The sequence below is a fragment of the Neorhizobium sp. BETTINA12A genome, from assembly GCF_023006485.1.
Classification (GTDB): domain Bacteria; phylum Pseudomonadota; class Alphaproteobacteria; order Rhizobiales; family Rhizobiaceae; genus Neorhizobium.
On record NZ_JALBGW010000003.1, the window covers coordinates 75888 to 102355 of the forward strand.

Annotated in this window: 18 protein-coding genes; 9 read left to right on the forward strand and 9 right to left on the reverse strand. The window is 60.9% G+C overall.

Annotation, left to right across the window (positions count from 1 at the left end; all coding sequences use genetic code 11):
* Positions 1–40 precede the first annotated feature (40 nt).
* Positions 41–1972, forward strand: coding sequence for a propionyl-CoA synthetase (locus MOV61_RS01925; protein WP_247135337.1), 1932 nt, complete (start codon positions 41–43; stop codon positions 1970–1972).
* Positions 1973–2028: 56 nt separating this feature from the next.
* Here the strand turns inward: MOV61_RS01925 and MOV61_RS01930 are convergent, their stop codons facing one another.
* A complete protein-coding gene (locus MOV61_RS01930; RefSeq protein WP_038547321.1) occupies positions 2029–2745 on the reverse strand; it encodes a DUF1013 domain-containing protein in 717 nt (238 codons plus the stop codon).
* A 239-nt stretch (positions 2746–2984) separates the two neighbouring features.
* Between MOV61_RS01930 and acs the strand changes: the two genes are divergently transcribed.
* Positions 2985–4937, forward strand: a complete 1953-nt coding sequence (gene acs, locus MOV61_RS01935; RefSeq protein WP_247135338.1) for an acetate--CoA ligase — start codon at positions 2985–2987, stop codon at positions 4935–4937.
* Positions 4938–4975: 38 nt separating this feature from the next.
* Here the strand turns inward: acs and MOV61_RS01940 are convergent, their stop codons facing one another.
* From MOV61_RS01940 to MOV61_RS01950, 3 genes are all read right to left on the reverse strand, one after another.
* Positions 4976–5422, reverse strand: coding sequence for a thermonuclease family protein (locus MOV61_RS01940; RefSeq protein ID WP_247135339.1), 447 nt, complete (start codon positions 5420–5422; stop codon positions 4976–4978).
* 236 nt (positions 5423–5658) lie between these two features.
* A complete protein-coding gene (locus MOV61_RS01945; protein WP_247135340.1) occupies positions 5659–6504 on the reverse strand; it encodes a DUF3800 domain-containing protein in 846 nt (281 codons plus the stop codon).
* Positions 6505–6653: 149 nt separating this feature from the next.
* Positions 6654–6872, reverse strand: coding sequence for a DUF1674 domain-containing protein (locus MOV61_RS01950; protein ID WP_038547309.1), 219 nt, complete (start codon positions 6870–6872; stop codon positions 6654–6656).
* A gap of 123 nt (positions 6873–6995) precedes the next feature.
* On the opposite strand from MOV61_RS01950, the gene htpX reads away from it, so the two are divergent.
* The 4 genes from htpX to purH all read left to right on the forward strand — a co-directional run bounded on the left by htpX (position 6996) and on the right by purH (position 12852).
* Positions 6996–7958 carry a zinc metalloprotease HtpX gene (htpX, locus tag MOV61_RS01955; RefSeq protein ID WP_038547307.1) on the forward strand — a complete coding sequence of 321 codons (963 nt, stop codon included), beginning with the start codon at positions 6996–6998 and terminating at the stop codon, positions 7956–7958.
* A complete protein-coding gene (locus MOV61_RS01960; protein WP_080719243.1) occupies positions 7949–9367 on the forward strand; it encodes an RsmB/NOP family class I SAM-dependent RNA methyltransferase in 1419 nt (472 codons plus the stop codon). Before htpX ends, MOV61_RS01960 begins: the two co-directional genes overlap by 10 nt.
* Positions 9368–9466: 99 nt before the next feature.
* On the forward strand, positions 9467–11149 hold the full coding sequence (locus MOV61_RS01965; protein ID WP_038547302.1) for a heparinase II/III family protein: 1683 nt from the start codon (positions 9467–9469) through the stop codon (positions 11147–11149).
* Between the two features lie 86 nt (positions 11150–11235).
* Positions 11236–12852, forward strand: a complete 1617-nt coding sequence (gene purH, locus MOV61_RS01970; RefSeq protein ID WP_247135341.1) for a bifunctional phosphoribosylaminoimidazolecarboxamide formyltransferase/IMP cyclohydrolase — start codon at positions 11236–11238, stop codon at positions 12850–12852.
* A gap of 203 nt (positions 12853–13055) precedes the next feature.
* Here purH and MOV61_RS01975 read toward each other — a convergent pair whose 3' ends face one another.
* Both MOV61_RS01975 and MOV61_RS01980 read right to left on the reverse strand, forming a co-directional pair.
* On the reverse strand, positions 13056–14438 hold the full coding sequence (locus MOV61_RS01975) for an MFS transporter (RefSeq protein ID WP_247135342.1): 1383 nt from the start codon (positions 14436–14438) through the stop codon (positions 13056–13058).
* A 34-nt stretch (positions 14439–14472) separates the two neighbouring features.
* Complete coding sequence (locus MOV61_RS01980; RefSeq protein ID WP_247135343.1) at positions 14473–19239, reverse strand: NAD-glutamate dehydrogenase; 4767 nt, start codon at positions 19237–19239, stop codon at positions 14473–14475.
* Between the two features lie 174 nt (positions 19240–19413).
* Here MOV61_RS01980 and pdxY point away from each other — a divergent pair, with 174 nt between their 5' ends.
* Entirely contained in the window at positions 19414–20286 is an 873-nt protein-coding gene (gene pdxY / locus MOV61_RS01985) for a pyridoxal kinase PdxY (protein WP_038547291.1), read from the forward strand.
* Between the two features lie 70 nt (positions 20287–20356).
* Entirely contained in the window at positions 20357–21031 is a 675-nt protein-coding gene (locus MOV61_RS01990; RefSeq protein ID WP_038591515.1) for a carbonic anhydrase, read from the forward strand.
* Between the two features lie 37 nt (positions 21032–21068).
* On the opposite strand, the gene MOV61_RS01995 is transcribed toward MOV61_RS01990, so the two are convergent.
* Together MOV61_RS01995 and MOV61_RS02000 are read right to left on the reverse strand one after the other, a co-directional pair.
* The gene (locus MOV61_RS01995; protein ID WP_038547286.1) at positions 21069–21881 is read right to left on the reverse strand and encodes a lytic transglycosylase domain-containing protein; all 813 of its coding nucleotides are present in this window, start codon (positions 21879–21881) and stop codon (positions 21069–21071) included.
* Positions 21882–22084: 203 nt separating this feature from the next.
* Positions 22085–23119 carry an aspartate-semialdehyde dehydrogenase gene (locus tag MOV61_RS02000; RefSeq protein WP_038549857.1) on the reverse strand — a complete coding sequence of 345 codons (1035 nt, stop codon included), beginning with the start codon at positions 23117–23119 and terminating at the stop codon, positions 22085–22087.
* 482 nt (positions 23120–23601) lie between these two features.
* On the opposite strand from MOV61_RS02000, the gene MOV61_RS02005 reads away from it, so the two are divergent.
* Positions 23602–25485, forward strand: a complete 1884-nt coding sequence (locus MOV61_RS02005) for an MFS transporter (RefSeq protein WP_247135344.1) — start codon at positions 23602–23604, stop codon at positions 25483–25485.
* A 94-nt stretch (positions 25486–25579) separates the two neighbouring features.
* On the opposite strand, the gene lpxE is transcribed toward MOV61_RS02005, so the two are convergent.
* Positions 25580–26395 carry a lipid A 1-phosphatase LpxE gene (gene lpxE / locus MOV61_RS02010; protein WP_038547280.1) on the reverse strand — a complete coding sequence of 272 codons (816 nt, stop codon included), beginning with the start codon at positions 26393–26395 and terminating at the stop codon, positions 25580–25582.
* Positions 26396–26468: the final 73 nt, after the last annotated feature.

Genomic DNA, 26468 nt, shown 5'->3' on the forward strand with positions numbered 1-26468 from the left:
TTGACCATTCCGGGCTGTGCTCATGTGACGGGAGGTGCAGATGCAAAGCCGCTATTTCGACGTTTATGAAGGCTGGCAAAAGGATCCAGAAGGGTTCTGGAGAGGCGCGTCCGCCGCCATCGACTGGTTCAAGGAACCGGAGAAAATCTTCGACAGGGACGAAGGGGTCTATGGCCGCTGGTTCACCGGCGGGGAGACCAACACCTGCCACAACTGCCTCGACCGGCATGTGGCCGCAGGGCGTGGCGAACAGCGCGCCTTCATCCACGACAGCGCCATGACGGGAAGGCAGAAGAGCTTCACCTATGCCGAGGTGCTCGAGGAGGTAACGGCGATCGCCGCTGTGATGCGGGATCTCGGCATCGAGAAAGGCGATCGGGTCGTCATCTACATGCCGATGGTGCCGGAGGCGATATTTTCGATGCTGGCCTGCGCTCGGCTCGGGGCGGTGCATTCGGTGGTGTTCGGCGGCTTTGCGGCGCAGGAGCTGGCGGCGCGACTGAACGATTCGGAAGCGAAACTGGTGATCAGCGCGAGCTGCGGCCTCGAACCCGGTCGCACCGTTGCCTATAAGCCGCTGCTCGACCAGGCGATCGAGCTTGCCCGCGTAAAACCCGAACATTGCCTCATACTCCAGCGCGAACAGCTCCAGGTGGAGCTGTGGTCGGAGCGGGGAGAGCTGGATTTCTCGGAGGCGGTGGAGAAGACGCGGGGCAGGGACGTACCATGCGTGGCGGTCAAGGCGACCGATCCGCTCTACATCCTCTATACGTCCGGGACGACCGGCCAGCCGAAGGGCGTCGTGCGCGACAATGGCGGGCACATGGTGGCGCTGCATTGGAGCATGGAGAACATCTTTGGCGTCAAGCCGGGGGAGGTGTTCTGGACGGCATCCGATATCGGTTGGGTGGTCGGCCATTCCTATATCGTCTACGGACCGCTGCTCGCCGGCAATACAAGCGTGATCTTTGAGGGCAAGCCGGTCGGCACGCCGGATGCCGGCACGTTCTGGCGGGTCGTCAGCGATCACGACGTGAAAGTGCTGTTCACGGCGCCGACGGCTTTTCGGGCGATCCGCCGTGACGATCCGGAGGGCGAACTGGTCGAAAAATACGATCTGACCGGGATGCGCGCCCTGTTCCTCGCCGGCGAGCGGGCCGATTCGGAAACACTGAAATGGGCCGAGCAGAAGCTTAAGATCCCGGTGATCGATCACTGGTGGCAGACGGAGACGGGCTGGCCTGTAGCCGCCAACACGGTCGGGCTCGGTCTGATGCCGGTCAAGCACGGTTCGCCGACGCGGCCGATGCCCGGTTATGCGCTCGACGTGCTGGACGATGCCGGCCATCCGGTGCCGCGCGGGACGCTCGGCAATATTGTCATCAAGCTGCCGCTGCCGCCCGGCTGCCTCGTCAGCTTCTGGAATGCCGACCAGCGGTTCCGCGAGGCTTGCCTTGACGAGTTCCCGGGGTATTACAAGACGGCCGATGCCGGGGTGATGGACGAGGACGGTTATATCTTCGTGATGGCGCGCACCGATGACATCATCAACTGCGCCGGCCATCGGCTTTCGACCGGGGCAATGGAGGAAGTCTGCGCCAAACATCCCGATGTCGCAGAATGCGCGGTAATCGGCGTCCATGATGCCACCAAGGGGCAGATCCCCTGCGGCTTCATGGTGCTGAAGAACCATGTTTCACGGGAAATCACTGATATTGCGAGAGAAGTGGCCGAGCTGGTGCGCAACGAGATCGGCCCGGTGGCGGCGTTCAAGACGGTGATGGTGGTTCATAAGCTGCCGAAGACCCGATCGGGCAAGATCCTGCGCGGCACGATGCAGAAGATTGCCGACGACATGCCGTGGAAAATGCCGGCGACGATCGAGGATGCAGCGGTGCTGGACGAGATCACCGCGATCCTGAAGGCGAACGGTTATGCCCGCGAGGGCAGTGGCCTGAAACAGAGCGCCTGAACGAAAAAAGCCCTGGATCGTCTCCGGGGCTTTTTCATGCAATCGAAATGGTTCGATCAGAAGCGGTCGTCTTCCTCGTCGTCGTCGCGACGGGTGGACTTGAGCGACGAGAGCTTGGCAAAAACGGCGTCCGCGTCGATCTCCTTTTCCTTCTCTTCCTCGCGCTCGTTGCGATAATTGAAACCGAGGTTTTCGGTTTCGCTCGCCGGCTGCAGGGAAGCGCCGAGTTCGGCGGCGGTCGGCAGCGGACGACCCTTGGAAGCGCGTTCGACTTCGAGGTCGAGGTCGATCTGGCTGCAGAGGCCAAGCGTCACCGGATCCATCGGCGTCAGGTTGGTCGAGTTCCAGTGGGTGCGCTCGCGGATCTGCTCGATCGTCGACTTGGTGGTGCCGACGAGGCGGGAGATTTGCGCGTCTTTCAGTTCCGGATGGTTGCGAACCAGCCAGAGAATGGCGTTCGGGCGATCCTGGCGCTTGGAGACCGGCGTATAGCGCGGGCCGCGGCGCTTCGATTCCGGCACGCGAACCTTCGGCTCGGACAGCTTCAGCTTGTGGTTGATGTCCTTTTCGCCGCGCTCGATTTCATCGCGCGAAAGCTGGCCTGTTGCGATCGGGTCGAGGCCCTTGATGCCCTGCGCCGCTTCGCCATCCGCAATGGCTTTCACCTCGAGCGGGTGGAGCTTGCAGAAATTGGCGATCTGTTCGAAGGAAAGCGCGGTATTGTCGACCAGCCATACAGCGGTCGCCTTCGGCATGAGCAATTGTTGAGCCATGGGTATAGGTCCTCTGTCCGTCCGCGCCGGTGTCGCGGGCCGTGGGTATCAACCACAATTTCCGGGAATTTACCGCCCTATAATCGAATTGGTACAGAATTGCAAATCTTTGAAGCGAGATCGTCGCACCGAGATGAACCGTTTGTCTAATTGCCGCCCTTGCCTCACCTGTTATGAATGCGGCACATATCGCTGACGGCTCGATGCGTCGTCATGCGTGCCAATTCAGGGAGGTGTTCATGTCAGAAAAAGTCTACCCGGTCCTCAAGTCTGCCAAAGCGAAGGCGCTCATCGACAAGGATAAATACGAGAAGTGGTACGAGGAGAGCGTTGAGGACCCGGACAAGTTCTGGGGCAAGCATGGAAGGCGCATCGACTGGTTCAAGCCCTATACCAAGGTCAAGAACACCTCCTTCAAGGGTAAGGTCTCGATCAAATGGTTCGAGGACGGTCTGACCAACGTTTCCTACAACTGCATCGACCGGCACCTGAAGACCCATGGTGAGCGCACCGCGCTGATCTGGGAGGGCGACAACCCCTATATCGACAAGAAGATCACCTATAACCAGCTTTACGATCAGGTCTGCCGGCTGGCCAACGTCTTGAAGAAACACGGCGTCAAGAAGGGCGACCGCGTCACCATCTACATGCCGATGATCCCCGAAGCGGCCTATGCGATGCTCGCCTGCGCCCGTATCGGCGCGGTACATTCGGTCGTGTTTGGCGGGTTTTCGCCGGAAGCGCTGGCCGGACGTATCATCGACTGCCAGTCTACCTTCGTGATCACCTGCGACGAGGGCGTCCGCGGTGGCAAGCCGGTGCCGCTCAAGGACAATACCGATACGGCGATCCACATCGCGGCCCGCCAGCACGTGATCGTCAACAAGGTCGTGGTGGTGCGCCGCACTGGCGGCAAGACCGGCTGGGCGTCTGGCCGCGACCTCTGGTACCACCAGGAAATCGCCACCGTGAAGGAGCACTGCGAGCCGGCGAAGATGAAGGCGGAAGATCCGCTGTTCATCCTCTACACTTCGGGCTCGACCGGAAAGCCGAAGGGCGTGCTGCACACGACCGGCGGTTACCTCGTCTTCGCGGCGATGACCCACGAATATACGTTCGACTACCATGACGGCGACATCTACTGGTGCACGGCGGATGTGGGCTGGGTGACCGGCCATTCCTACATCGTCTACGGGCCGCTGGCGAACTGCGCCACCTCGCTGATGTTCGAAGGCGTGCCGAACTTCCCCGATCAAGGCCGTTTCTGGGAAATCATCGACAAGCACAAGGTCAACATCTTCTACACCGCGCCGACGGCGATCCGTTCGCTGATGGGTGCCGGCGACGAGTTCGTGAAACGCTCCTCGCGGACAAGCCTGCGCCTGCTTGGCACGGTCGGCGAACCGATCAACCCGGAAGCCTGGGAATGGTATTACAACGTGGTCGGCGACAAGCGCTGCCCGGTCGTCGATACCTGGTGGCAGACGGAAACCGGCGGCCACATGATCACCCCGCTGCCGGGTGCCACCGACCTGAAGCCGGGTTCGGCCACCAAACCGTTCTTCGGCGTGAAGCCCGAACTGGTGGATAACGAGGGCAAGGTGCTGGAAGGCGCGGCCGACGGCAATCTCTGCATCACCGACGCGTGGCCGGGCATGATGCGCACGCTCTACGGCGACCACGACCGCTTCATCCAAGCCTATTTCTCCACCTACAAGGGGAAATATTTCACCGGTGACGGCTGCCGGCGAGACGAGGACGGTTATTACTGGATTACCGGCCGCGTCGACGACGTGCTGAACGTCTCCGGTCACCGGCTCGGCACGGCGGAAGTGGAATCGGCGCTCGTCTCACACAATCTCGTGTCGGAAGCGGCGGTCGTCGGTTATCCGCACAATATCAAGGGCCAGGGCATCTATTGCTACGTGACCCTGATGTCCGGCCACGAAGGCAGCGACGCGCTGCGCCAGGAACTGGTGAAGCATGTCCGCCAGGAAATCGGCCCGATCGCGCAACCCGACAAGATCCAGTTCGCGCCCGGCCTGCCAAAAACCCGCTCCGGCAAGATCATGCGCCGCATCCTGCGCAAGATCGCCGAGGACGACTTTGGCTCGCTGGGGGATATCTCGACGCTCGCTGATCCGGGCGTGGTGGACGATCTGATCGCCAACCGCCAGAACAAAGCGGGCTGATTGAACTTAAAGGCCGCTCGGGAAACCGGGCGGCCTTTTCAGTCTGTGTCGCAGACCTCGCGCGGCTTGCGTCCGCCGTCATAGGGCTGCACGAGGCCCGCGAGCAGCAGGTCGCCGCCGGCGCTGCGGCCATCGGAGAGCACGACGTCAGCGACGATGCGACCGAAATATTTATCGCCGGAAATATGGGTGAGCTGAATTTTATGTGATTGGGCGGTCAGCGCTTCGAGCGCCCGTTGGGCATTGAGGCCCGCTTCCCGGAGCCGCTCGCATTTCGATTTCAGCTCCGGCGCGTCAATGCCCCGAATACGCACATAAACTTCCATCTTCTGCTGCGGCCAGGGCTGCGCTTCGACCAGCAGCGTATCGCCGTCGATGACCCGCAGGATTTCCGCCGCCACCGGTCCCGGGATTTCGTCACGCGCTTCCGCTTCGGTGGCGAACATGGCGGCGATGACAATAGGGATTAGATGCACCTTGATCATGAAAGGAATAAATTCCGGAATTCAGTCAAAGTCAATAGGAATATCTTCTTTGCCAAACGACGAAATAACGGTGCTTGAACCCTGACAGGATCGACTCGATACAAAGGTCGCGCGGTAACATAAATTCTCTTAGAGTCAATACCGCGGATTGCTTTTTAAGAAAGTCGCTTTATACTGATTCGTGAGCCCTGCTTTTGCCGAAGGTTCTAGTTCCACTAGGATTATTTATGTAGGCACTAGCGGGGCTTCACCGCTTTTTCATCAATTTCATAGTCTGATGGTCGGAAGCACCAGTGGCGATATGGGTGGGTCCATCTGACTGACTCCCCGTCAGCTGCACCGGTAGTTACCCCGATATTAAAATTGGGATAAATCGACCTAATTTGTCTGTTGATTTCGTTATAAACATTCTCTTTCGCGATAGTCCGCTTTGCGCGAATGCGCTGACCTTCCGGCTTCTCTTTATGGAGATCATTTAGCCTGAAGTAGATTGAGCCAAGGATGATATCCAAGCCCTGCAATATGGCGTGATCGTGTGAATTTACATCGCCGATCTGATCCTTAAGGAAATAGATTCCTTTTCCCCTATATTGCACGGTGTTCTCTATTCCTGCTATAAAATTTCTGAATTTTTCAAGTTTTTCCTTAGTGTCTGGTATTTCATCCAACAATGTCGATACATAAATTCTGTCGATAAAATTTGGATTAGAGTATTGTAGACCGAAAGCGTGCTTTAACATTTGGTAATAAAGTATAAAGTATTGATTTTCGTGATGGTCATCGGTAAGATTTTTAGCGCGACGATAGTTATGGGTAAACATTATCCTTAACTTAATCCGCCCGGTGCGGACGAAATCAAAATACAACCTAATGTATTCAATGTATTTCTCTTGATAGTTTTTAGTTATTTTCGTCCACTTCATCTCTCCTGATATATTCAGTTCTGCCTGCTTAGCCCTCAGGTGGGCCTCTATCGCCTGACGATCTTCCGATTTAAGAAGCGCACCGCCATAGAAATTTGAAAAATAGCGACCTTTCTTGGCAGATTCGTCGCAAAATATTGTGTAGTGACGCTTGGCCATGTAGTGAGAAACCGAGAGCTTGATGGAAAGGCTAACTGGCATTGAGAAGAGAAGGACACGGTCCGCGGTTGTTCTCGGAGCCTAGCCGGGAGCTTTAGTATACCCGATTCTCTTGGCTGAACATCAAAGATAACAGTGCCAGTATTTACTTAGAAATCGATCGCCCGGCCGTTGATCTCCCAGTCGCCGAAGCGGGCGGGGTCGGCGCCGCCGCGGCCGCCGAATTCTTCGGGCAGTTCGGCCTTGGCCGCTGCCTGGCGGCGTTCCTCGGCTTCCTTGAGGGCACGCTCGGCAGCTGGAGTAAGCGGTTTCCTGGGAGCTTCCTCTTCCGGGGCGGTTTCCGAATTGTCGTTATCTGCGTTCTGCATCTTGGGCTTCGCCGGGTGGATTATTGAAAACTCTGGGTGAATTGACCACATCATAAGGCGTTCGCGCCTGGGGGAAAACCCTTTAAAGGCCTTTGGGCGATATCGGCAACGGGAGAGATGACGATGAATGTAATGCGCACCGCCATGCTTCTGGCCTTCATGACGGCCCTGTTCATGGGGATCGGCTTCCTGATCGGCGGCACGGGCGGCATGATGATCGCGCTGGTGATCGCTGCCGGCATGAACCTGTTTTCCTACTGGAATTCCGACAAGATGGTGCTTTCGGCCTATCATGCGCAGGAAGTGGATGCGCGCAGTGCGCCGGAATTCTACAACATGATCCGCGATCTTTCGGCCAATGCCGGCCTGCCGATGCCAAAAGTCTATGTCTACGACAATCCGCAGCCGAACGCCTTTGCGACCGGCCGCAACCCGCAGAACGCCGCCGTTGCGGCTTCCACCGGGCTGATGCAGCGGCTGACGCACGAGGAAGTGGCGGGCGTGATGGCGCATGAGCTCGCGCATATCCAGAACCGCGATACGCTGACCATGACGATCACCGCGACGCTTGCCGGCGCGATTTCGATGCTCGGCAATTTCGCCTTTTTCTTCGGCGGCAATCGCGAAAACAACAATCCGCTCGGTTTCGTCGGCGTGCTGGTGGCGATGATCGTCGCTCCGTTCGCGGCGATGCTGGTGCAGATGGCGATCAGCCGGACGCGCGAATATTCGGCCGACCGTCGCGGCGCCGAGATCTGCGGCAATCCGCTGTGGCTTGCCTCCGCACTCGGCAAGATCGCCGGTGCGGCGCATCAGATCCCGAACTACGAAGCCGAACGCAATCCGGCGACGGCGCATATGTTCATCATCAACCCGCTGTCGGGCGAGCGCATGGACAACCTGTTCTCGACTCACCCGGACACCGGGAACCGTATCGCCGCGCTTCAGCAGATGGCCGGTGAGTTCCGCAACGGTGCCTCGACGGCCGGGTTCCAGGCTGATAGACCGCAGCGCACCGCGCGCTCCGTTCCGAATACCGGTTGGGGCCGCGGCTCGGATGAACCGCGTAAAGGTCCCTGGTCTTGAACGAAGACAAGAAGAACAAGAAGCCATACAAGCCATCGGGCAAACCAGCCGAACAGCGCAGGAGACCGGCTCACTCGGAGCGCGAAAGCGGCCCCTTCAAGGCGGGCTTCGAAGTTCGTGTCACGGCCGCCAAGTTGCTGGCGGCTGTCATCGATCGCAAGATTTCGCTCGACGGCATGCTCGACCTCGTCCACGGCAATCCGGCCTATCGGGCGCTCAGCGATGCCGACCGGGCGCTGACACGCGCCATTCTCAATACAGCGCTTCGTCATCTGCCGCGCATCGAGGCGGCGATCGCGTCGCTGATCGACACGCCGCTGCCGGAAGGCGCTCGGGCGCTTCACCATGTGCTAGTGATCGCTGCCGCGCAGATCCTGCATCTCGACGTGCCGCCGCATGCGGCCGTCGACCTTGCGGTCGAACAGGCCAACCGTGATCCGCGCAACCGCCGTTTCGCCAAGCTGGTGAATGCGGTCCTGCGCCGGATGGACCGGGAAAAGGACGAGATCCTTGCCGCGACCGCAACGATTTCCCCGGTACCGGCATGGTTCCGCAAGCGCTTGGTCGCCCTCTATGGCGAGGCGGAGGCGGATCGTATCGCCGAGGCCCAGCTTGTTCCGGCAGCTATCGACCTGACGGTCAAATCCGATCCAGCCGCCTGGGCGGAAAAGCTCGGCGGTACGGTTCTGCCGACCGGCAGCATTCGCCTGACGGCCTTCGATGGTGCGGTTTCCGCGCTCGAAGGGTTCGATGAGGGTGTCTGGTGGGTGCAGGATGTTGCAGCCAGCATTCCGGCAAAGCTGTTCGGCGATCTGAAGGGCAAGAAGGTCGCAGATCTCTGCGCGGCGCCCGGTGGCAAGACTGCGCAGCTGATTGCGGCCGGTGCGGAGGTGATCGCGGTCGAGCAATCCGTCAACCGGTTGGCACGGCTCAAGGAAAATCTTGGGCGGCTCGGTTACGAGGCGGAGCTGGTCGGCGGCGACCTTTTCGAATTCAAGCCGGCAGAGTTGCTGGACGGCGTGCTGCTGGACGCGCCCTGCTCCTCGACCGGCACGACGCGCCGGCATCCGGACGTGCTCTGGACCAAGGGACCGGAGGATGTGGCGAAGCTCGCAGCCCTCCAGGAAAAGATGCTGCGCCACGCCGTCACGCTGGTGAAACCGGGCGGCACTATCGTTTTCTCCAATTGCTCGCTCGATTCGCTGGAGGGGGAGGAACTGGTCGTGCGCGTGCTCAAGGACCATCCCGAATTGAAACGGGTGGCCGTCAATCCTGAGGACTGGCCGGGGCTGGAAGGGGCGATCTCGCCGCTCGGCGAATTTCGCACCACGCCTGCGATGCTGCCCGCCCGCGAAAATTTTGTGGGCGGCATGGATGGCTTCTTCGCAAGCGTGCTCCAGGTCCGGTAAGGCTTTCTTCACCATACGGACCGATACTTTCGAACAATCTAATAGTTGATTCCCGCCGGCGGGGCGGAGGCTGATTCCTGCGGAGTGTCCAGATTGAAGATGCGGCTCGCGGATCGCCGGAGGCTTTTGTCCTTCGGCTTGCGGGAAATCTGGCGGCGCCTTTGCCGGCGTTCCGCCGGATTCCGCTTGGCCGTGACCTCGTTTTCCATGCAGGTGCCGGATCGGCTGATTGTCGCGCCGACGGATCTGCGGGCGCTCGACCCGTTCGTGGCGGAGGAAATCCTGGAAGGTCGGTTCCCGCTCGCGGGACGGATACTCGAAACCTATGGCCAATCGCCGTTCTCCGTCGAGCTGCCGTCCCGGGCGGCGGCGGAGCGGCTGCATTCGTTTGCCTGGCTGCGTCATATCCGCACCAACAAGACGGAAGCCGCCTGTGCCGGCGCCCGTCAGGTGGTCGCCGACTGGATCGCGCTTTATGGCCGAGATCCGCAAGGCATTGCCTGGGAGGCGCATGTCGCGGCGGAACGGGTGATCGCCTGGCTTTCCCATTCGACGGTGGTGCTGCAGGGCGCAGAGGCCGGCTTCTACCGCCGTTTCATGAAAAGCCTCGCCTACCAGGTCCGTTATCTGAGAAAGATAGCCGGCTGCACGCCGGAGGGCGATACGCGGCTGAGGCTCAGGATCGCGCTTGCCATGGCCTCGATCTCGATGCCGACGCGGGCTGCCTATATCCGTCGTGAGGGCAGACGGCTGGATCGGGAGCTGGAACGTCAGATCCTTGCCGATGGCGGGCATGTGTCCCGCAATCCACGTGCGGTGCTCGACCTACTGATTGATCTCCTGCCGCTTCGCCAGACCTATATCAATCTCGGCCACGACCTGCCGCAAAAACTCATCCCCACGATCGACCGAATGTATCCGGCGCTGCGCTTCTTTCGCCATCAGGACGGGGATCTGGCGCTTTTCAACGGTGCGAGCTCGACGCCGGCGAGCGAGCTGATGTCGGTGCTGCGCTACGACGAGACCGCCGGCAAGCCGTTCAAGGCGCTGCCGCACATGAACTATCATCGCCTCTCGGCGGACGGCACGACGCTGATCGTCGATACCGGCCGTCCGCTTTCTCCGGGTCTTTCCCGCGGCGCGCATGCGGGTTGTCTTTCCTTCGAGATGTCGGCCGGTCGGCATCGTTTCATCGTCAATTGCGGCTCGCCGAAATATGCAGGACGGAACTACCGGCACATGGCCCGCTCGACCCCCGCCCATTCGACGGTGACGCTCAATGAGACATCGTCCAGCCGCATCATCCGGTCCCGCTTCGCAGGTTCCATGCTGCTCGGCGGCGTTTCGGAGGTGGAGGTGGAGCGCTGGGACGACATGCATGGCAATGACTGGCTGCGCGCCAGCCATGACGGTTATGTCCATCAGTTAGGTTATTTCCACGAGCGTGAAATCGGCCTCAATGCGAAGGGCAACAAGATCAAGGGACATGACCGGCTTTTCCTGCCCGAGGGCGAGGCGCCCGATAACGAGGCTCTCCTAGCGGTGGCGCGTTTCCACATCCATCCCGTCATCAACCTTTCGCGGCGGGACGAGGAGAGCGTCACCATGCGCGCGCCGGATGGTGAGACCTGGATCTTTGCGGCACCGGGGCTTCAGGTAATGATCGATGAAGATATCTTCTTTGCGGACGTCTCCGGGGTGCGGCCGAGTCAGCAGCTGGTCATCGAGTTTTCTCCGCCGGAGACCTCGGAAATACGCTGGATGCTGAGGCGCGGCGAATAGGCCGTTTCTTCTTCTGCCAAGCTGTGCTAACGGGCGGCGATCTTACCTTTGCGCCGGGTCCCGCGGCGCGTTTCCAGGAGAGACCGATGGCCGTCGTTTCCAAGAAAATCCCCGCTCCCGATCGCATCAGGATTCGCACCGCACTGCTCTCGGTCTCCGACAAGACCGGTATCATCGAGCTTGCCCAGGCGCTCACCGAGCAGGGCGTGAAGCTGCTGTCGACCGGTGGCACCCATAAGGCGATCGCTGCCGCCGGTCTCGCCGTGACGGACGTATCGGAAGTCACCGGTTTTCCGGAAATCATGGATGGCCGGGTGAAGACGCTGCATCCGACGGTACATGGTGGCCTGCTGGCGATCCGCGACGATGCGGAACACGTCGCGGCGATGAAGGAACACGGCATCGAGGGCATCGATCTTGCCGTCATCAACCTCTACCCGTTCGAGGAAGTCCGCGCCGCCGGCGGCGACTACCCGACGACCGTCGAAAATATCGATATCGGCGGCCCGGCGATGATCCGCGCGTCGGCCAAGAACCATGCCTATGTGACCACCGTTACCGATCCTTCCGATTATCCTGCCCTCATCGAGGCACTGCGTTCGAATGACGGGCAGACGGTCTATGCCTTCCGCCAGAAGCTCGCCGCCAAGGCCTATGCCCGCACCGCCGCCTACGACACGGCGATCTCGAACTGGTTTGCGGAAGCGCTTGACATCGAAATTCCCCGCTACCGGACGATCGGCGGGGTGCTGAAGGAAGAGATGCGTTATGGCGAGAACCCGCACCAGAGCGCCGGCTTCTACGTGACCGGTGAAAACCGCCCCGGTGTCGCGACCGCAAAACTGCTGCAGGGCAAGCAGCTCTCCTACAACAATATCAACGACACCGACGGCGCTTTCGAGCTGATTGCCGAGTTCTCGCCCGAAAAGGCGCCGGCCTGCGCGATCATCAAGCACGCCAACCCCTGCGGCGTGGCGACCGGCCCAAGCCTCAAGGAAGCTTATCTGCGGGCACTCGCCTGCGATTCCACCTCGGCCTTCGGCGGCATCATCGCGGTCAACCAGCTTTTGGACGCCGAGACGGCCGAAGAGATCGTCAAGCTGTTCACGGAAGTCATCATCGCCCCGGAAGTTTCCGACGAGGCCCAGGCGATCATCGCCGCCAAGAAGAACCTGCGTCTGCTGGTGACCGGCGGCCTGCCGGACCCGCGCTCGCGCGGGCTAACGGCGAAGACCGTTTCGGGTGGCCTGCTGGTCCAGACTCGCGACAACGGCATGGTCGAGGATATCGACCTGCGCGTCGTCACCAAGCGCGCTCCGACGCTGACCGAACTCGAAGACATGAAGTTCGCCTTCAAGGTCGCCAAGCACGTGAAGTCGAATGCGGTCGTTTACGCCAAGAACGGTCAGACGGCCGGCATCGGCGCCGGCCAGATGAGCCGCATCGATTCCGCCCGCATCGCCGGCATCAAGGCGAAAGAAGCGGCAAAGGCGATGGGCTGGGCCGAACCGATGACCAAGGGTTCCGCCGTTGCCTCGGAAGCGTTCTTCCCGTTTGCGGACGGCCTGCTTTCCGCCATTGCTGCCGGCGCCACCGCCGTCATCCAGCCGGGCGGCTCGATGCGCGACGACGAGGTGATTGCCGCTGCCGACGAACATGGCGTGGCGATGGTGTTTACCGGAATGCGGCATTTCCGGCATTGATGTCGTTGGATGTCAGCTCTGAGGGTGTGGCGTGGATCCTCGGGTCAAGCCCGAGGATGACGGCGGAGAGGTGTTTCCGGCTTGCTCGAAGAGAGATTTGAGCAAGCTGTGACGTTCCGTTTTTCTCTGCTAGATCCCCACGCGCTCCGTCATCCTCGGGCTTGACCCGAGGACCCACGTCTCGACCGAATAGTTATCCGTTTCTACTTCCTGTTCGCCGGATAAGGCGTCGCAAACAGCAGCACCAGCCCTGCCACGAGGAAGATCAGCAGCGTTGCCATGCCGAGCCGGGCAGAGCCGCTGGCATAGGTCATCACCGAAAAGAACAGGGTGGCGAGAAAGCTCGTCGCGCGGCCGGAGAGAGCGTAGATGCCGAAATAGCGGCCGGTCTCAGAAAGGCTGACGCTGCGGGCGAGATAGGATCGCGATGAGGCCTGGACGGGGCCGAAGGCGAGGCCGATCAGCAATCCAAACAGGATATAGGCTTTTTCGGCTGCGGTGCCGAACAAGCCGCCGCTGTCCTCTGCCGAAAGCGGCAGAAGGCCGAAAAAGACGAAGCCGGGGCCGGTGGAAATGATGCCGAGGGTGGCCACCAGCAACAGAACGAGGCTGATGATCACGACGATCTTCGAGCCGAGCAGGCGGTCGAGCCAGCCGGCGACGATGCAGCCGAAGATCGCCACGACGTTCAGGATGATGCCGTAGATGCCGATCTCGATCGTCGCCCAGCCGAACATGCCGGCTGCGAACGTGCCGCCGAGGATCAGCAGGCCGTTGACGCCGTCCTGGTAGAGCATGCGGGCAACCAGGAATTTCGTGATGCCGGTGCGCTGCCTCAGATCCCGCAGCGTGCCGCTGAGCTCCCTTATGCCGGAGCGGACCGCCGCGGCGAGCGGCAGACCTTTCTTGGCATCGGGCGTGAAGAAGAACATCGGCAGGATAAAGAGAAAATACCAGAAGGCCGAGATCGGCCCGGTGATGCGCGCGTCTTCGCCGAGATGCGGGTCGAGGCCAAAAAGCGGGGGGATGCCGATCAGCGTTTTGCCGCTTTCGGGATTGGCGGCGAGCAGCGCCACGACGGCGATCAGTACGATCATGCCGCCGAGATAACCGAGCCCCCAGGCGACGTTGGAAATGCGGCCGACATCGTCCTTGGAGACCAGCCGCGGCATCATCGAATCGTTGAAGACGGTCGAGAATTCCGCGGCGATCGACGCGAAGATCATGAAGATCATCGGCCAGATGATCGGCGAACCGGGTGCCGCGAACCAGAGGGCCGAAACACAAACGATCTTGATCACCGCAAAAAAGGCGATCCAGGGTTTCCGCGGACCGGCCTGATCGGCGATCGAGCCGAGGACCGGGGAGAAGACGGCGATGACCAGCGACGAGATCGTCGCCATGTTGCTCCAGGCCGCCTGCGCCGAGACGGGATCCTCGGTCAGCCGCGCAACGAAATAGGGACCGAAGATGAAGGTGGTGACGACGGTAAAAAACGGCTGGGCTGCCCAATCGAAGAACATCCAGCCCCAGATGCCGCGCCGGCTCGTTCTCACCGGCGCATCGTCCACATCAATAATGGCCATTTTTCCCCCGGATCAGCCAGTTCGGTCCGTTGTCCTACATCGCCCGACCGTGCGCAAGATCGCTGAGGAGACCGGCCGCGACGGTGATCTTCGGAAGCGTCAGTTCACCGCTTTCGCTCAAGGTCACCAGTTCGGCGCCGATGCGGTTCACTCGCACCCGATCGCCGCCGACCCAGGCTTCCAGCGGCTTTTTCTCCTTCGGATGGGCAGTCATCGCGGCGATGACGATGTCGCGGCGCGCCGAGGCGAGCTGCTGCAGGCTGCGGGAGAGCGCCAGGCTCTCATAGTGTTCCGAGGTGCTGATGCGTTCGCCTGCGCCGATCAGCCGATTGATGCGGAAAGTTTCGGTAACAGTGAAATAGCTCTCGGTGGCGCGCGCCATGGTTTCGCCGGTACGGTCGGCGATCAGCATGATCTCCGGCACCAAGACCAGCGTCGACAGCAACAGGATTTCACGGGCAAGCGATGCCGGTATGCCCTGCGCTTCGAGTTCCGAGGCGCGGGCTGCGGTTTCCACGAAATCTTCGCCCGCGAGCGACGAGCGCAGCCCCTTGATCGCGGCCTTGAGGCGGCTCATCGCGCCGTCCACATCACCGCTGCCGACCTGCGTCTGCAGGATGAGGCGGGTCGCTTCCGCGAAGGTCTCGGTGGTGCGGGCGTAGAGATCGTTCTGCAGCTGGCCGGGGATTTTTCCATCCAGCGCATCGATCTCGGCCCAGAGCTTGGGAAGTTCGAAGCCGTCGCGGGCAAGGAAGGCAGCCTTGACGACATTCGCCGCCGTAGCGCCGGTCATATCGCTCATCTGCTGTATGAAACCCGGGCCGCCGCGGTTGATCGCCTCGTTGGCGAGCGTGGTGGCGACGATTTCGCGATGCAGGCGGTGGGACTGGATGTCCGCCGCATAAGCCTTCTGCATCCTGGCCGGGAAATAGGCCTTCAGGACAGCCGAGAAATAGGGGTCGTCCGGCAGGCTGCTGTCGAGCAGGGCATCGAAGAGAACGATCTTCGAATAGGAGAGCAACACGCCGATTTCCGGACGGGTCAGCGGTCTGCCGGAGGAATAACGCTCCGCAAGCTCCGCATCATCGGGCAGAGTTTCGACCTTGCGATTGAGCTGGCCTTGCGATTCCAGCACGGACATCAGCCGTGAAAGCTCTTCGCGGTTGCCGGTACCCTTGCGTTCGGTCAGCGAGATCGACAGCGGCTGCAGATAGTTGTTGCGCAGAACCAAGTGGCCGACTTCCTCGGTCATCGAGGCGAGAAGCTGGTTGCGTTTGTCGCGGGTCAGGCGGCCGTCCTGCATGGCCGAATTGAGGGCGATCTTGATGTTGACCTCGACGTCGGAGCAGTTGACGCCGGCGGAATTGTCGATCGCATCCGAATTGCAGCGCCCGCCATTCAGGGAGTAGGCGATACGGCCCTTCTGGGTCATGCCGAGATTGGCGCCTTCGCCGATGACGCTGGCGCGCACTTCAGCCGCGGTGATGCGGATCGGGTCATTGGCGCGATCGCCGACTTCCGTATCGGTCTCGGAGGCCGCCTTGACATAGGTGCCGATGCCGCCGAACCAGAGAAGGTCGACCGGGCTCTTCAGGATCGCGGTCATGATCTCGAAAGGCGTTGCGGTCGCCTTGTCGATGCCGATCGCGGCCGCTGCCTGCCTGGTGAGCTTTACCGACTTCTCCGAGCGGGAAATGACCATCGCCCCTTCGGAAAGGGTCGATTTGTCGTAATCCTGCCAGCTCGATCGCGGCAGGGCGAACATGCGTTCGCGTTCCGCGAATGACTTTTCGATATCCGGATCTGGATCGATGACGATATCACGGTGGTCGAAGGCGGCGATGAGGCGGATTTTGCGCGACAGCAGCATGCCGTTGCCGAAGACGTCGCCGGACATGTCGCCGACCCCGGCGACCGTGAATGGCGTCGTCTGGATGTCGATGTCCTTCTCGCGGAAATGCCGTTTCACGGCTTCCCAGGCGCCGCGGGCGGTGATGCCCATCTTCTTGTGGTCGTAACCGACCGAACCGCCGGAGGCGAAGGCATCGTCCAGCCAGAAGCCGGCTTCCTGCGCCAGGCCGTTGGCGGTGTCGGAGAAGGTCGCCGTACCCTTGTCGGCGGCAACCACGAAATAGGGGTCGTCGCCATCGAGGCGGATCGTGTCCGGCGGCCCGACGATGTCGGCGCCGACGATATTGTCGGTGATCGACAAAAGGGTGCGGATGAAGGTCTTGTAGGCTTCCCGGCCGGCATTGAAGAATGCGTCGCGCGCGCTTGCCGGCGGCAGCATCTTCGGGAAGAAGCCGCCCTTGGCACCAACCGGCACGATGACGGCGTTCTTGACCTGCTGTGCCTTCACGAGGCCGAGGATTTCGGTGCGGTAATCCTCGCCGCGGTCCGACCAGCGCAGCCCGCCGCGGGCGACCTTGCCGAAGCGCAGATGCACGCCTTCGACCTCGGTGCCGTAGACGAAGATTTCACGGAAGGGCCGGGGCTCCGGCAGGCCGTCCAGCAGCTTCGGATCGAGCTTGAAGGCGAACATCCGGTATGGAGCCCCGTTGGGGTCGCGCTGGAAGTAGTTGGTCCTGAGCGTCGCATCGACCGCATTGACGAAACGACGAAGCGTGCGGTCCTCGTCGAGGTTAGGCACGTTGCCGAGCGCTTCCTCAATCTCCGCATGATGGTCGGTGAGTTTCTTGACGCGGGCCTTCTCAGTGATCTTGGGGTCGAAACCATCGCGGAAGAGGCGGAAGATGGCGGCGGATATGGCCGGGTATTTCACCAGCGTATCGCCGATATAAGCCTGCGAATAAACGATGCCGGTCTGCCGCAGATAACGGGAATATGCACGCAGCACCGTGACTTCGCGAGCTGACAGGCCGGCCAGCAGAACCAGCCGGTTGAAGCCGTCATTGTCGATCAGGCCTTCGAAGGCTGAGAGGAAGGCCTCCTCCAGAGCCAAGCCTTCACGCGACAGGTCGACTTCACGCCCATCGCCGAGCTGCAGTTCCATGTCGTGGAGGACGACTTGGCTGCGGTCGTTTTCCGGCCCCGCCTGGATTTCGAACGTCTGCTCGCTGACGGCGTGGAACCCGAGATTTTCGAGGAGCGGCACACGCCGGGAGAGCGACAGATGCCGGTCCTTGTGGAAGATCTTCAGCGACACGGTGTTGGCGGGGTCGCCCGGGCGGCGATAGAAGGCGATGCGGATCGTTTCGCCGGCGGCGCAGGCGGCGATGTCGGGCAGGTCGGCGAAGGTTTCCTCGGGCGAGAAGGCTTCCTGGAAGGCCTGGGTGACGGTGAGCCGCGGCCCCTTCTCCGCAAGCGCTGCGAAGCGGTCTTCCCAGGGCGTGGCGATGAGCCGGATCGCTTCCTCGAGCTTGGCTTGCGCTATCCTCGGGGTCTTGCCGCCGCGCCTGCCGATGATCATGTGGACGCGGGCGACGCCGCCCTCCGGGAAAGCCGGATAATAGGCAGAGACGTGGCCATCATAGACCTTGGTCAGGTAGTCACCGACCTTCTCGCGGACGAGGGAATTATAGTCCTCGCGGGGCACGTAGACGATCACCGAGACAAAACGGTCGAAATGGTCGATGCGCGGCAGGACCCGGACGCGCGGACGCTCGCTCAATGCCATGATCTGCTCGCAGAAGCGCGCGAGCAGATCGACATCGATCTGGAAAAGGTCGTCGCGCGGATAGGATTCGAGCGTGTTTTCCAACATTCGGCCGGAATGGCTGTCGGGGTCGAAGCCGAACTGCTCTTCGACCCGGCCGGTCTTGGCACGCAGGAGAGGGATGTCGCGGACGGAGTGGGTATAGGCGGTTGCCGTAAAAAGGCCGACGACACGAAGTTCGCCGACAACTTCGCCCTGTTCGTCGAAGCGCTTGACGCCGACATAATCCATATAGGCGCGGCGGTGCACCACGGATTTCACGTTCGCCTTGGTGACGATCAGGAAATCGGGCCCGTCGAGGAATTCCAGAATTTCCGGCGTCGTCGTCACCGCGTCCTTGCCCTGGCGCAGCACCAGAACATCCGGATCGGAGAGGATGCCGAGACCGCGGCCCTTGCCGCGTTCGACCTTGGCCTCAGTGCCCTTGCCGGAATAGACGTATTCGCGCATGCCGAGGAAGGTGAAGTTGTCGTCGCGCAGCCAGTCCAGGAAGGCGAGCGCCTCGTCGCGGTCGGCCTTGCGGCGGCTCGTCGAGTTGTTGAGCTGCTTGGCGGCGCCGTCCAAGACTTCCAGCATGGAGCCCCAGTCGGTGATCGACAGATGAACCTGATCGAGAATGTAGCGGATACGCTCGGTGAGCGAAGCCGCCTGTTCCTCGTTGAGCGGCGACAGATGGATCTGGATAAGGCTTACGTGATGAGCGGGATTACTGGGCTGCTCGTTGGAGCGGAGCGCCGGGTCCTTGCCGGGCTCCACGACCAGGATCGGATGGACCGCCATGGTAAGATCGCGGTGGGTCGCGGTCACTTCGCCCATGACCGAGTCGAACAGGAAGGGCATGTTGCGATCGACGACGGTCAGCACCGAGACCGGAATTCCGTCCGGTGCGACGCCGGCGATCGGCTCGACCGTGATATCGGCCCGAATCCGGGTCCAGGCCATCAGCCGCTCGGCTGCATGATTGGCGGAAAGCGCCAGCATTTCCGGCGTATAGCTTTCGAGGTCGTCAGTGCTGGCCCGGGCGAACAGGATGAGCGGGTCGAGATGCGGCCCCTTGCTCGCAGCAACGATCTTGCGTGCGCTTTCGATCTGTTTTTCCCGTTTCGGATTTTGCCTGACGGCCATGTCCCTCTCCCCTTTTCCGTGCCCGGACGGAATAAATTAGCTTTGTGTCATCACGCGGCAACGTGGCTGATCCATGTCAAGCGACACTACACGTTTCATTCTTCCGTGAAGCCTTGTTGACATGCGGCGGCGAAGAAACGATCAACAGGGCCATCGTAGCCGGAAACCGATCTCATGCAGGATACCAGCAGTGCCGTCCTCGTCATCTCCAGCCATGTCGTGCGCGGCTCGGTCGGCAATCGTGCCGCCGTCTTCGCGCTCGAGACGCTGGGGTTCCCCGTCTGGGCAATGCCGACCGTCGTCCTCCCCTGGCATCCCGGTCACGGACCTTCCACGCGGCTGACCTTTCCCGAATCAGATTTCGACAAGGCTATAGACGATCTTATTCGCGCGCCATGGCTCGGAGAAGTGAAGGCGGTGCTGACCGGTTATTTCGGCAACGCCGCCCAGCCGCGTTCGGTGGCGCGGCTGATAAGGGCGCTGAAGGAGAAAAACCCGGACCTTCTCTATGTCTGCGATCCCGTCATGGGCGATCTCGGCGGTCTCTATATCCCGCAGCCGACGGCAGAGGCGATCCGCGACGAACTCATTCCGCTGGCAACGATCGCCACCCCGAACCGTTACGAACTCGCCTGGCTTTCCGGCGCGCCGCTTGAAACCAACAACGATATCATGGATGCCGCAATCGCGCTCGGGCCGCCGCGCATCCTGGTGACTTCGGCCGTGCCGATGATGGCGGGCGGTACCGGCAATCTTTACCTGACGGGCAAACACGCGCTGCTTGCCGAACACCGGCTGATAGACAATCCGCCAAACGGGTTGGGGGACCTGTTGGGAGCCCTGTTCCTGGGGCGGATCCTTGCCGGCATGGACGAGGAAAAGGCGCTGCAGCTGGCTACCGCGAGCGTTTTCGAGGTCTTGGCGCGCACAGCCAAGCGCGGCGGCGACGAGCTGACACTGGAGACCGACGCGTCCAGCCTCTCCACTCCCATGGCGATGGTCCAGATGCGCCGGCTCGTGCATCCGTTGCAGCGCACCAAGCGGTAACCGGCATCGGAAGTTCGCAGATGCACAATGGCCGTTGATCTTCGCTCGGCGGCGCTATAATCGTTGTTCCATGACGGATTTTCCAGCCAAACTTCTGGCGGGCTACCGCAACTTCATGAGCGGGCGCTATAGCGATGAACGCGAGCGCTACCGCGTGTTGGCGGAGACCGGGCAGAACCCCCACACCCTTCTCATCGCTTGTTGCGATTCCCGTGCCGCACCGGAAACCATTTTCGACTGCGGTCCGGGCGAACTCTTCGTCGTCCGCAACGTCGCCAACATGGTCCCGCCTTTTGAACCGGATGGCCAGTTCCATGCCACTTCGGCGGCGTTGGAATATGCGGTCGAGGTTTTGGAGATCGACAATATCGTGGTGATGGGTCACGGCCGTTGCGGCGGTATCCGAGCGGCACTGGATCCGAGCATGTCGCCGCTTTCTCCCGGCGATTTCATCGGCCGCTGGATGGCGCTGGTCAAACCGGCCGCCGAACAGATCCAGAGCAACGAGTTCATGACCCAGGCCGAGCGGCAGACAGCGCTGGAACGGGTGTCGATCCGCAATTCGATCGCCAACCTGGAGACGTTCCCGTTCGTCAAAAAACGTGGAGAGAAAGGCGAACTCAGCGTTCACGGCGCCTGGTTCGATATCTCGAGCGGCGAATTGTGGATTATGGACAGCAAGGGCGACTTCGTCCGTCCGGACCTTACCGAACTGCCCGTCCAGGCCGAACAAGCGTCGGCCTGAATTTTTCAGGTGAAGCGAAACTTCACTGCCGGCGGGCTTATTGGCCGTCGATCTGTGCGCCCATATAGGCGATCGCCTGCTGATAGACGGTTGCGGCGTTCCAGCCCTGGATAGCAACGAAGTTCGGCTGGCCCGGCTGGTAACCGGCACCGGCTCTCCAGCCATGTCCTTTTAGGAAGTTGGCGGTCGAGGCAAGCGCATCGGCACGCGAACGGACCATGTCGATATGGCCGTCGCCGTCGCCGTCGGCTCCGTAGCGGACAACGTTCAGCGGCAGGAACTGGGTCTGGCCGATTTCGCCGTGGGCAGCGCCACGGGCGGTGACGCTCAGATCACCTCGGCCGACCAGCTCAAGCGCAGCATAAAGCTGTTCGGTGAAATAGGCGGAGCGGCGGCAATCGTAAGCGAGCGTCGCGACAGCGGAAAGCGTATGCTGATCACCCATGAAGCTGCCGAAGCCGGTTTCCATGCCCCAGATAGCGATGATCGGGCCGGCCGGCACGCCGAAGCGGCGCTCGATCTGCGCAAAAAGCGCGGCATTGCCGGACTTCATGCCTTTGCCGCGGGAGATGATGGCAGCCCCGCCGCGCTTCTTCATGAAGTCGTCGAATGAGAGTTTGAAGCTTTTCTGGCCGCGATCGGCGCTGATGGTCGGGCGATTGTAGGAGACGCCCGAAAAGGCCTTTTCGACGACCGAAGGATTGACGCCGTTCGACGGCGCAACCCGTTTGAACTCCTCGACCCAGCGGGCGAAGCCGGATGAATCGTTGCCGCATTGGAGCGCGGCAAGCGCCGGACTAGCGGTCATGAAACCGGTTGCGATCAATCCTGCCAGCAAAATCTTCTTCATGCGGTCAAACCCGTCCCCGAGAACCGGATCGCTCGGCCAGAAGCGTCCGGATAATGTGCATTGTTTCGGCCTTATGGCGGCGGTTGCAAACAATCGCAACTCATCCGTTCATGAATAGTTCGTGATATGGGTGATTCGACAGAAAAACCCCGCCATTTCTGACGGGGTTTCTATCGGAACATGCTTAATAAATTTATTATCTATCAGGCAGCAACCTTGCGCGGCTTGATCAGGCCGCGATTGACAAGCAACTCGGCGATCTGGATGGCGTTGAGCGCCGCGCCCTTGCGCAGGTTGTCGGAAACGACCCAGATGTTGAGACCGTTTTCCACCGTCGCATCCTCACGGATGCGGGAAATGTAGGTGGCGTCCTCGCCGGCGCATTCATAGGGCGTGATGTAACCGCCGTTCTCGTGCTTGTCGATGACGAGGCAGCCCGGAGCTTCGCGGAGAATGTCACGGGCCTGATCGGCGGTGATCTCGTTTTCGAATTCGATATTGACCGCTTCCGAATGACCGATAAAAACTGGAACGCGCACGGCAGTGCAGGTCACTCTGATCTTCGGATCGAGGATCTTCTTGGTTTCGGCGAGAACCTTCCACTCTTCCTTCGTATAGCCGTCTTCCATGAAGCTATCGATATGCGGGATGACGTTGAAGGCGATGCGCTTGGTGAACTTCTTGGATTCGACCGGATCGGCGACGAAGACGGCGCGGGTCTGGGTGAAGAGCTCGTCCATGCCTTCCTTGCCGGCGCCGGAAACCGACTGGTAGGTCGAGACGACCACACGCTTGATCTTGGCAAAGTCGTGCAGCGGCTTCAGGGCAACGACGAGCTGCGCGGTCGAGCAATTCGGATTGGCGATGATGTTGCGCTTGGTGAAACCGGAGATCGCATCGGGGTTTACTTCCGGAACGATCAGCGGAACGTCCTGATCGTAACGCCAGGCGGAAGAGTTATCGATGACGACGCAGCCCTGGGCGCCGATCTTCGGCGACCACTTCTTGGAAACCTCGCCTCCTGCCGACATCAGGCAGATATCGGTGTCGGAAAAGTCGTAGTTTTCCAGGTTGGAAACCTTCAGCGTCCGGTCGCCGAACGAAACTTCGGTTCCCTGGCTACGGGCGGATGCCAGCGCCACGACTTCGTCGACCGGGAAGCCGCGCTCGGAAAGGATCGTTAGCATTTCCCTGCCGACATTGCCGGTTGCACCGGCGACTGCGATCTTGAAACCCATTTTTTTGCTCTCTTTCTGTCTCTCCTCGTTTCCGGTGAGGGGGAAGCCGCGGTTGAAGTCGCGGAATTCCTTGTCCCCGGCCATCCGGGGAGAGAGCGGCGGCCAGAGACGTCAGACGGTTTTCGTCGTCGTTTTGGCCTTGGTTTTGAAGAAAGCGGAAAAACACGCCCGCTGCGCAGCTTGGATAGCCGGCAGTGCGGAGGCAGCGATGTCGAATTCGCAGGCGCGCATGTGGGTGTCTTCCCGTTCGCGAAGGTGTTTAGAAGATTTTTGCAATGAGTCAAGCGATGCTAACTCGATTGCTGCGCTGCGGCATCCGTGGTGCACGGTGCGCGCGATATTAGACGAAAGTCATAATCCCAAAGCATCCCTCTTCTTGAGCCTTGAATTCTGTCAATCTGCGACAATGCGTCGCCGTGCCCAAGCCCAGGAGGAACGGGCCCGGAGTCGGCACGCGAGTTTTATCTTGAGGGAGGACGATAATGGCAAATGTCGCAACGGGGGTCGGCGTGAAGGCCGGACCGATGACGCGGGAGGAGAAGAAAGTCATCTTCGCTTCTTCGCTCGGCACCGTATTCGAATGGTACGATTTCTATCTCTATGGTTCACTCGCCACCTATATCGGCGCGACCTTTTTCACCCAGTATCCGGAAGCAACGCGTAACATCTTCACGCTGCTCGCGTTCGCTGCGGGCTTCCTGGTCCGCCCCTTCGGCGCGCTGGTATTTGGTCGCCTGGGCGACCTCGTCGGCCGGAAATACACCTTCCTTGTGACCATTCTGATCATGGGCATGTCGACCTTCCTGGTCGGTATCCTGCCGGGTGCCGCCACGATCGGCATCGCAGCCCCGATCATCCTGATCGCCCTGCGCCTCCTGCAAGGCCTTGCGCTTGGTGGCGAATATGGCGGTGCCGCGACCTATGTGGCCGAACATGCGCCCCATGGGCGACGTGGCTATTTCACCTCGTGGATACAGACGACCGCGACACTCGGCCTCTTCCTGTCGCTGATCGTCATCGTCTTCGTCCAGTGGCTCATGGGTGCCACCGCATTTGCGGCATGGGGCTGGCGCATTCCGTTCCTCGTGTCAGTCATCCTGCTCGGGGTTTCCGTCTGGATCCGCCTGAAGATGAACGAGTCACCGGCATTCCAGAAGATGAAGGCCGAAGGCAAGGGCTCCAAGGCACCGCTGACGGAAGCCTTCGGCACCTGGCGCAACGCCAAGATCGCCATCATCGCGCTTCTCGGCGCGACCATGGGCCAGGCCGTCGTCTGGTATGGCGGCCAGTTCTATGCACTGTTCTTCCTGCAGAACGTGCTGAAGGTGGATCTCCTGTCGGCCAATATCATGGTCGCGATCGCGCTCTTCCTCGGCACACCGTTCTTCGTCATCTTCGGCGGGCTTTCCGACAAGATCGGCCGCAAGCCGATCATCATGGCCGGCCTGCTGATTGCGGCGGTCACCTACTTCCCGCTTTTCAAGGCGATGACCTCGATGGCGAACCCGGCACTTGCCGAAGCCCAGGCGACGATCAAGGCGACTGTCACGGCCGATCCGGCGGATTGCAAATTCCAGTTCAACCCGACCGGCACATCGAAGTTCACCAGCTCCTGCGATATCGCCACGTCGTTCTTGACCCGTAACTCGGTGCCTTACGAAGTTGTCGTCGGTCCCACCGGCCAGCCGGCTACGGTAAAGATCGCCGGCAAGAGCGTCACCAGCTTTGACTCGGTTGCTGCCGGCGCCGATGCCGCAGCCAAGCAGCGCGCCTTCGAAAAGGGCGTCAATGTTGCGCTTCACGATGCCGGTTACCCGCTAAGCCGCGGTGCGATCAAGGTGGCGGATTCCAAGCTCGACGCCTTCATCGCCGCCAATCCGGAACTTGCTCTCAATGCCGCCTCCGTTCGCGGCGGCGAAAAGGCGAGCGTTCCTGCGGCCGACCTCGTCAGCCAAAAGCTGCTGACCGCGGACGAAGCGAAGGGCGTCACCGACATGCCGGTCTATACGATCGCCAAGGGCGGTGCGTTCACGATGGTGGCCGATCCGGCCCGGGTGAACTGGATCGGCACGATCGCCGTCCTCTTCGTTCTGGTCATCTATGTGACGATGGTCTACGGCCCGATCGCGGCCCTGCTGGTCGAACTCTTTCCGACCCGCATCCGGTATACCGGCATGTCGCTGCCTTACCACATTGGTAACGGCTGGTTCGGCGGCCTTCTGCCGGCAACGGCTTTTGCGATGAGCGCGGCCGCGGGCGATATCTACTATGGCCTCTGGTATCCGATTGTTTTCGCAGTCATCACTCTGGTGATCGGGCTGCTCTTCCTGCCGGAAACCAAGGATCGCGATATCCACGCGGAATAAGGGTTTCGTTCCCTGTTCGGGTTTGCGTCAGCAACCCCGCTAAAATGAAAAAGCCCGGCGCAGGCAACTGCGCCGGGCTTTTTTCATGAAGGGGTCATTGCTGTTTTACGTCCGTCTCCCGCTTCGGTGGCATGCCGCGCGGCGGGAAGGGTGTGTTTTTCCAGTCGGGACGTATCAGCAGGGGTATCGCCCGGCGCAGAACCGGCCAGCCGTCCGGCTCCTGCCGGAAAAGCAGCCCGTAACGGGAAAAGACGATTGCCATGATCACCGAGAACCAAGCGCCGAAGGAGAGGCCTGCAATCACATCGCTCGGATAATGGGCTCCGACGATGACGCGCGAAAAACCGAGCCAGAAGCTGATGATCAGAAAGAACAGGCGGTAGCGCGGAGCAAGCAGCGCCAGTGCCATCAGGAACGCGCCCACCGTGGTTGCGTGGCCGGAAGGGAAGCTTTCGAACCGAGAGCCGGAAAAAGGGCTGAAGCCGTGGAAACCCCATTGCTCGTAAAGTCCTGGCCGGGCGCGTCCGATGATACGCTTCACCAGGTTGGCGAGAAGGCCGGAACCGGCAACGGCCACAAAGATATAAGCCGCGACATGGCTGACCAGCATCGCCTGGAAGCGGGCTTTCAGGCCGGGTGCGAGCCGGATAACGGCGAGCGCTTCGAAAAACAGGAGCGCTGTCGCAAAAAGGATCCAGCCGGACGTGCCGAAATCGGTGATCGCCTTGCCGACCGGCAGCAGCACGTTGGGCGTATGGGCGGCATAGGAGCCGACGGGGGCATCGAGCAGGAAAAAGGCGATCAGGATCAGGTTGATCGTGACCAGCGCATAAGGCAGCCATCGCGGCGACGGCGGCCCGGATGGATGGCGATACCGCCGATGTTTCAGTTTTTCGATTGTCCGTTTCATCGGCCTCTGTCCGTGGCGCGGGATCGATCCCGCGCCGCTTTTTCCCATAGATTCCGCGATATGGGTAGCAGGA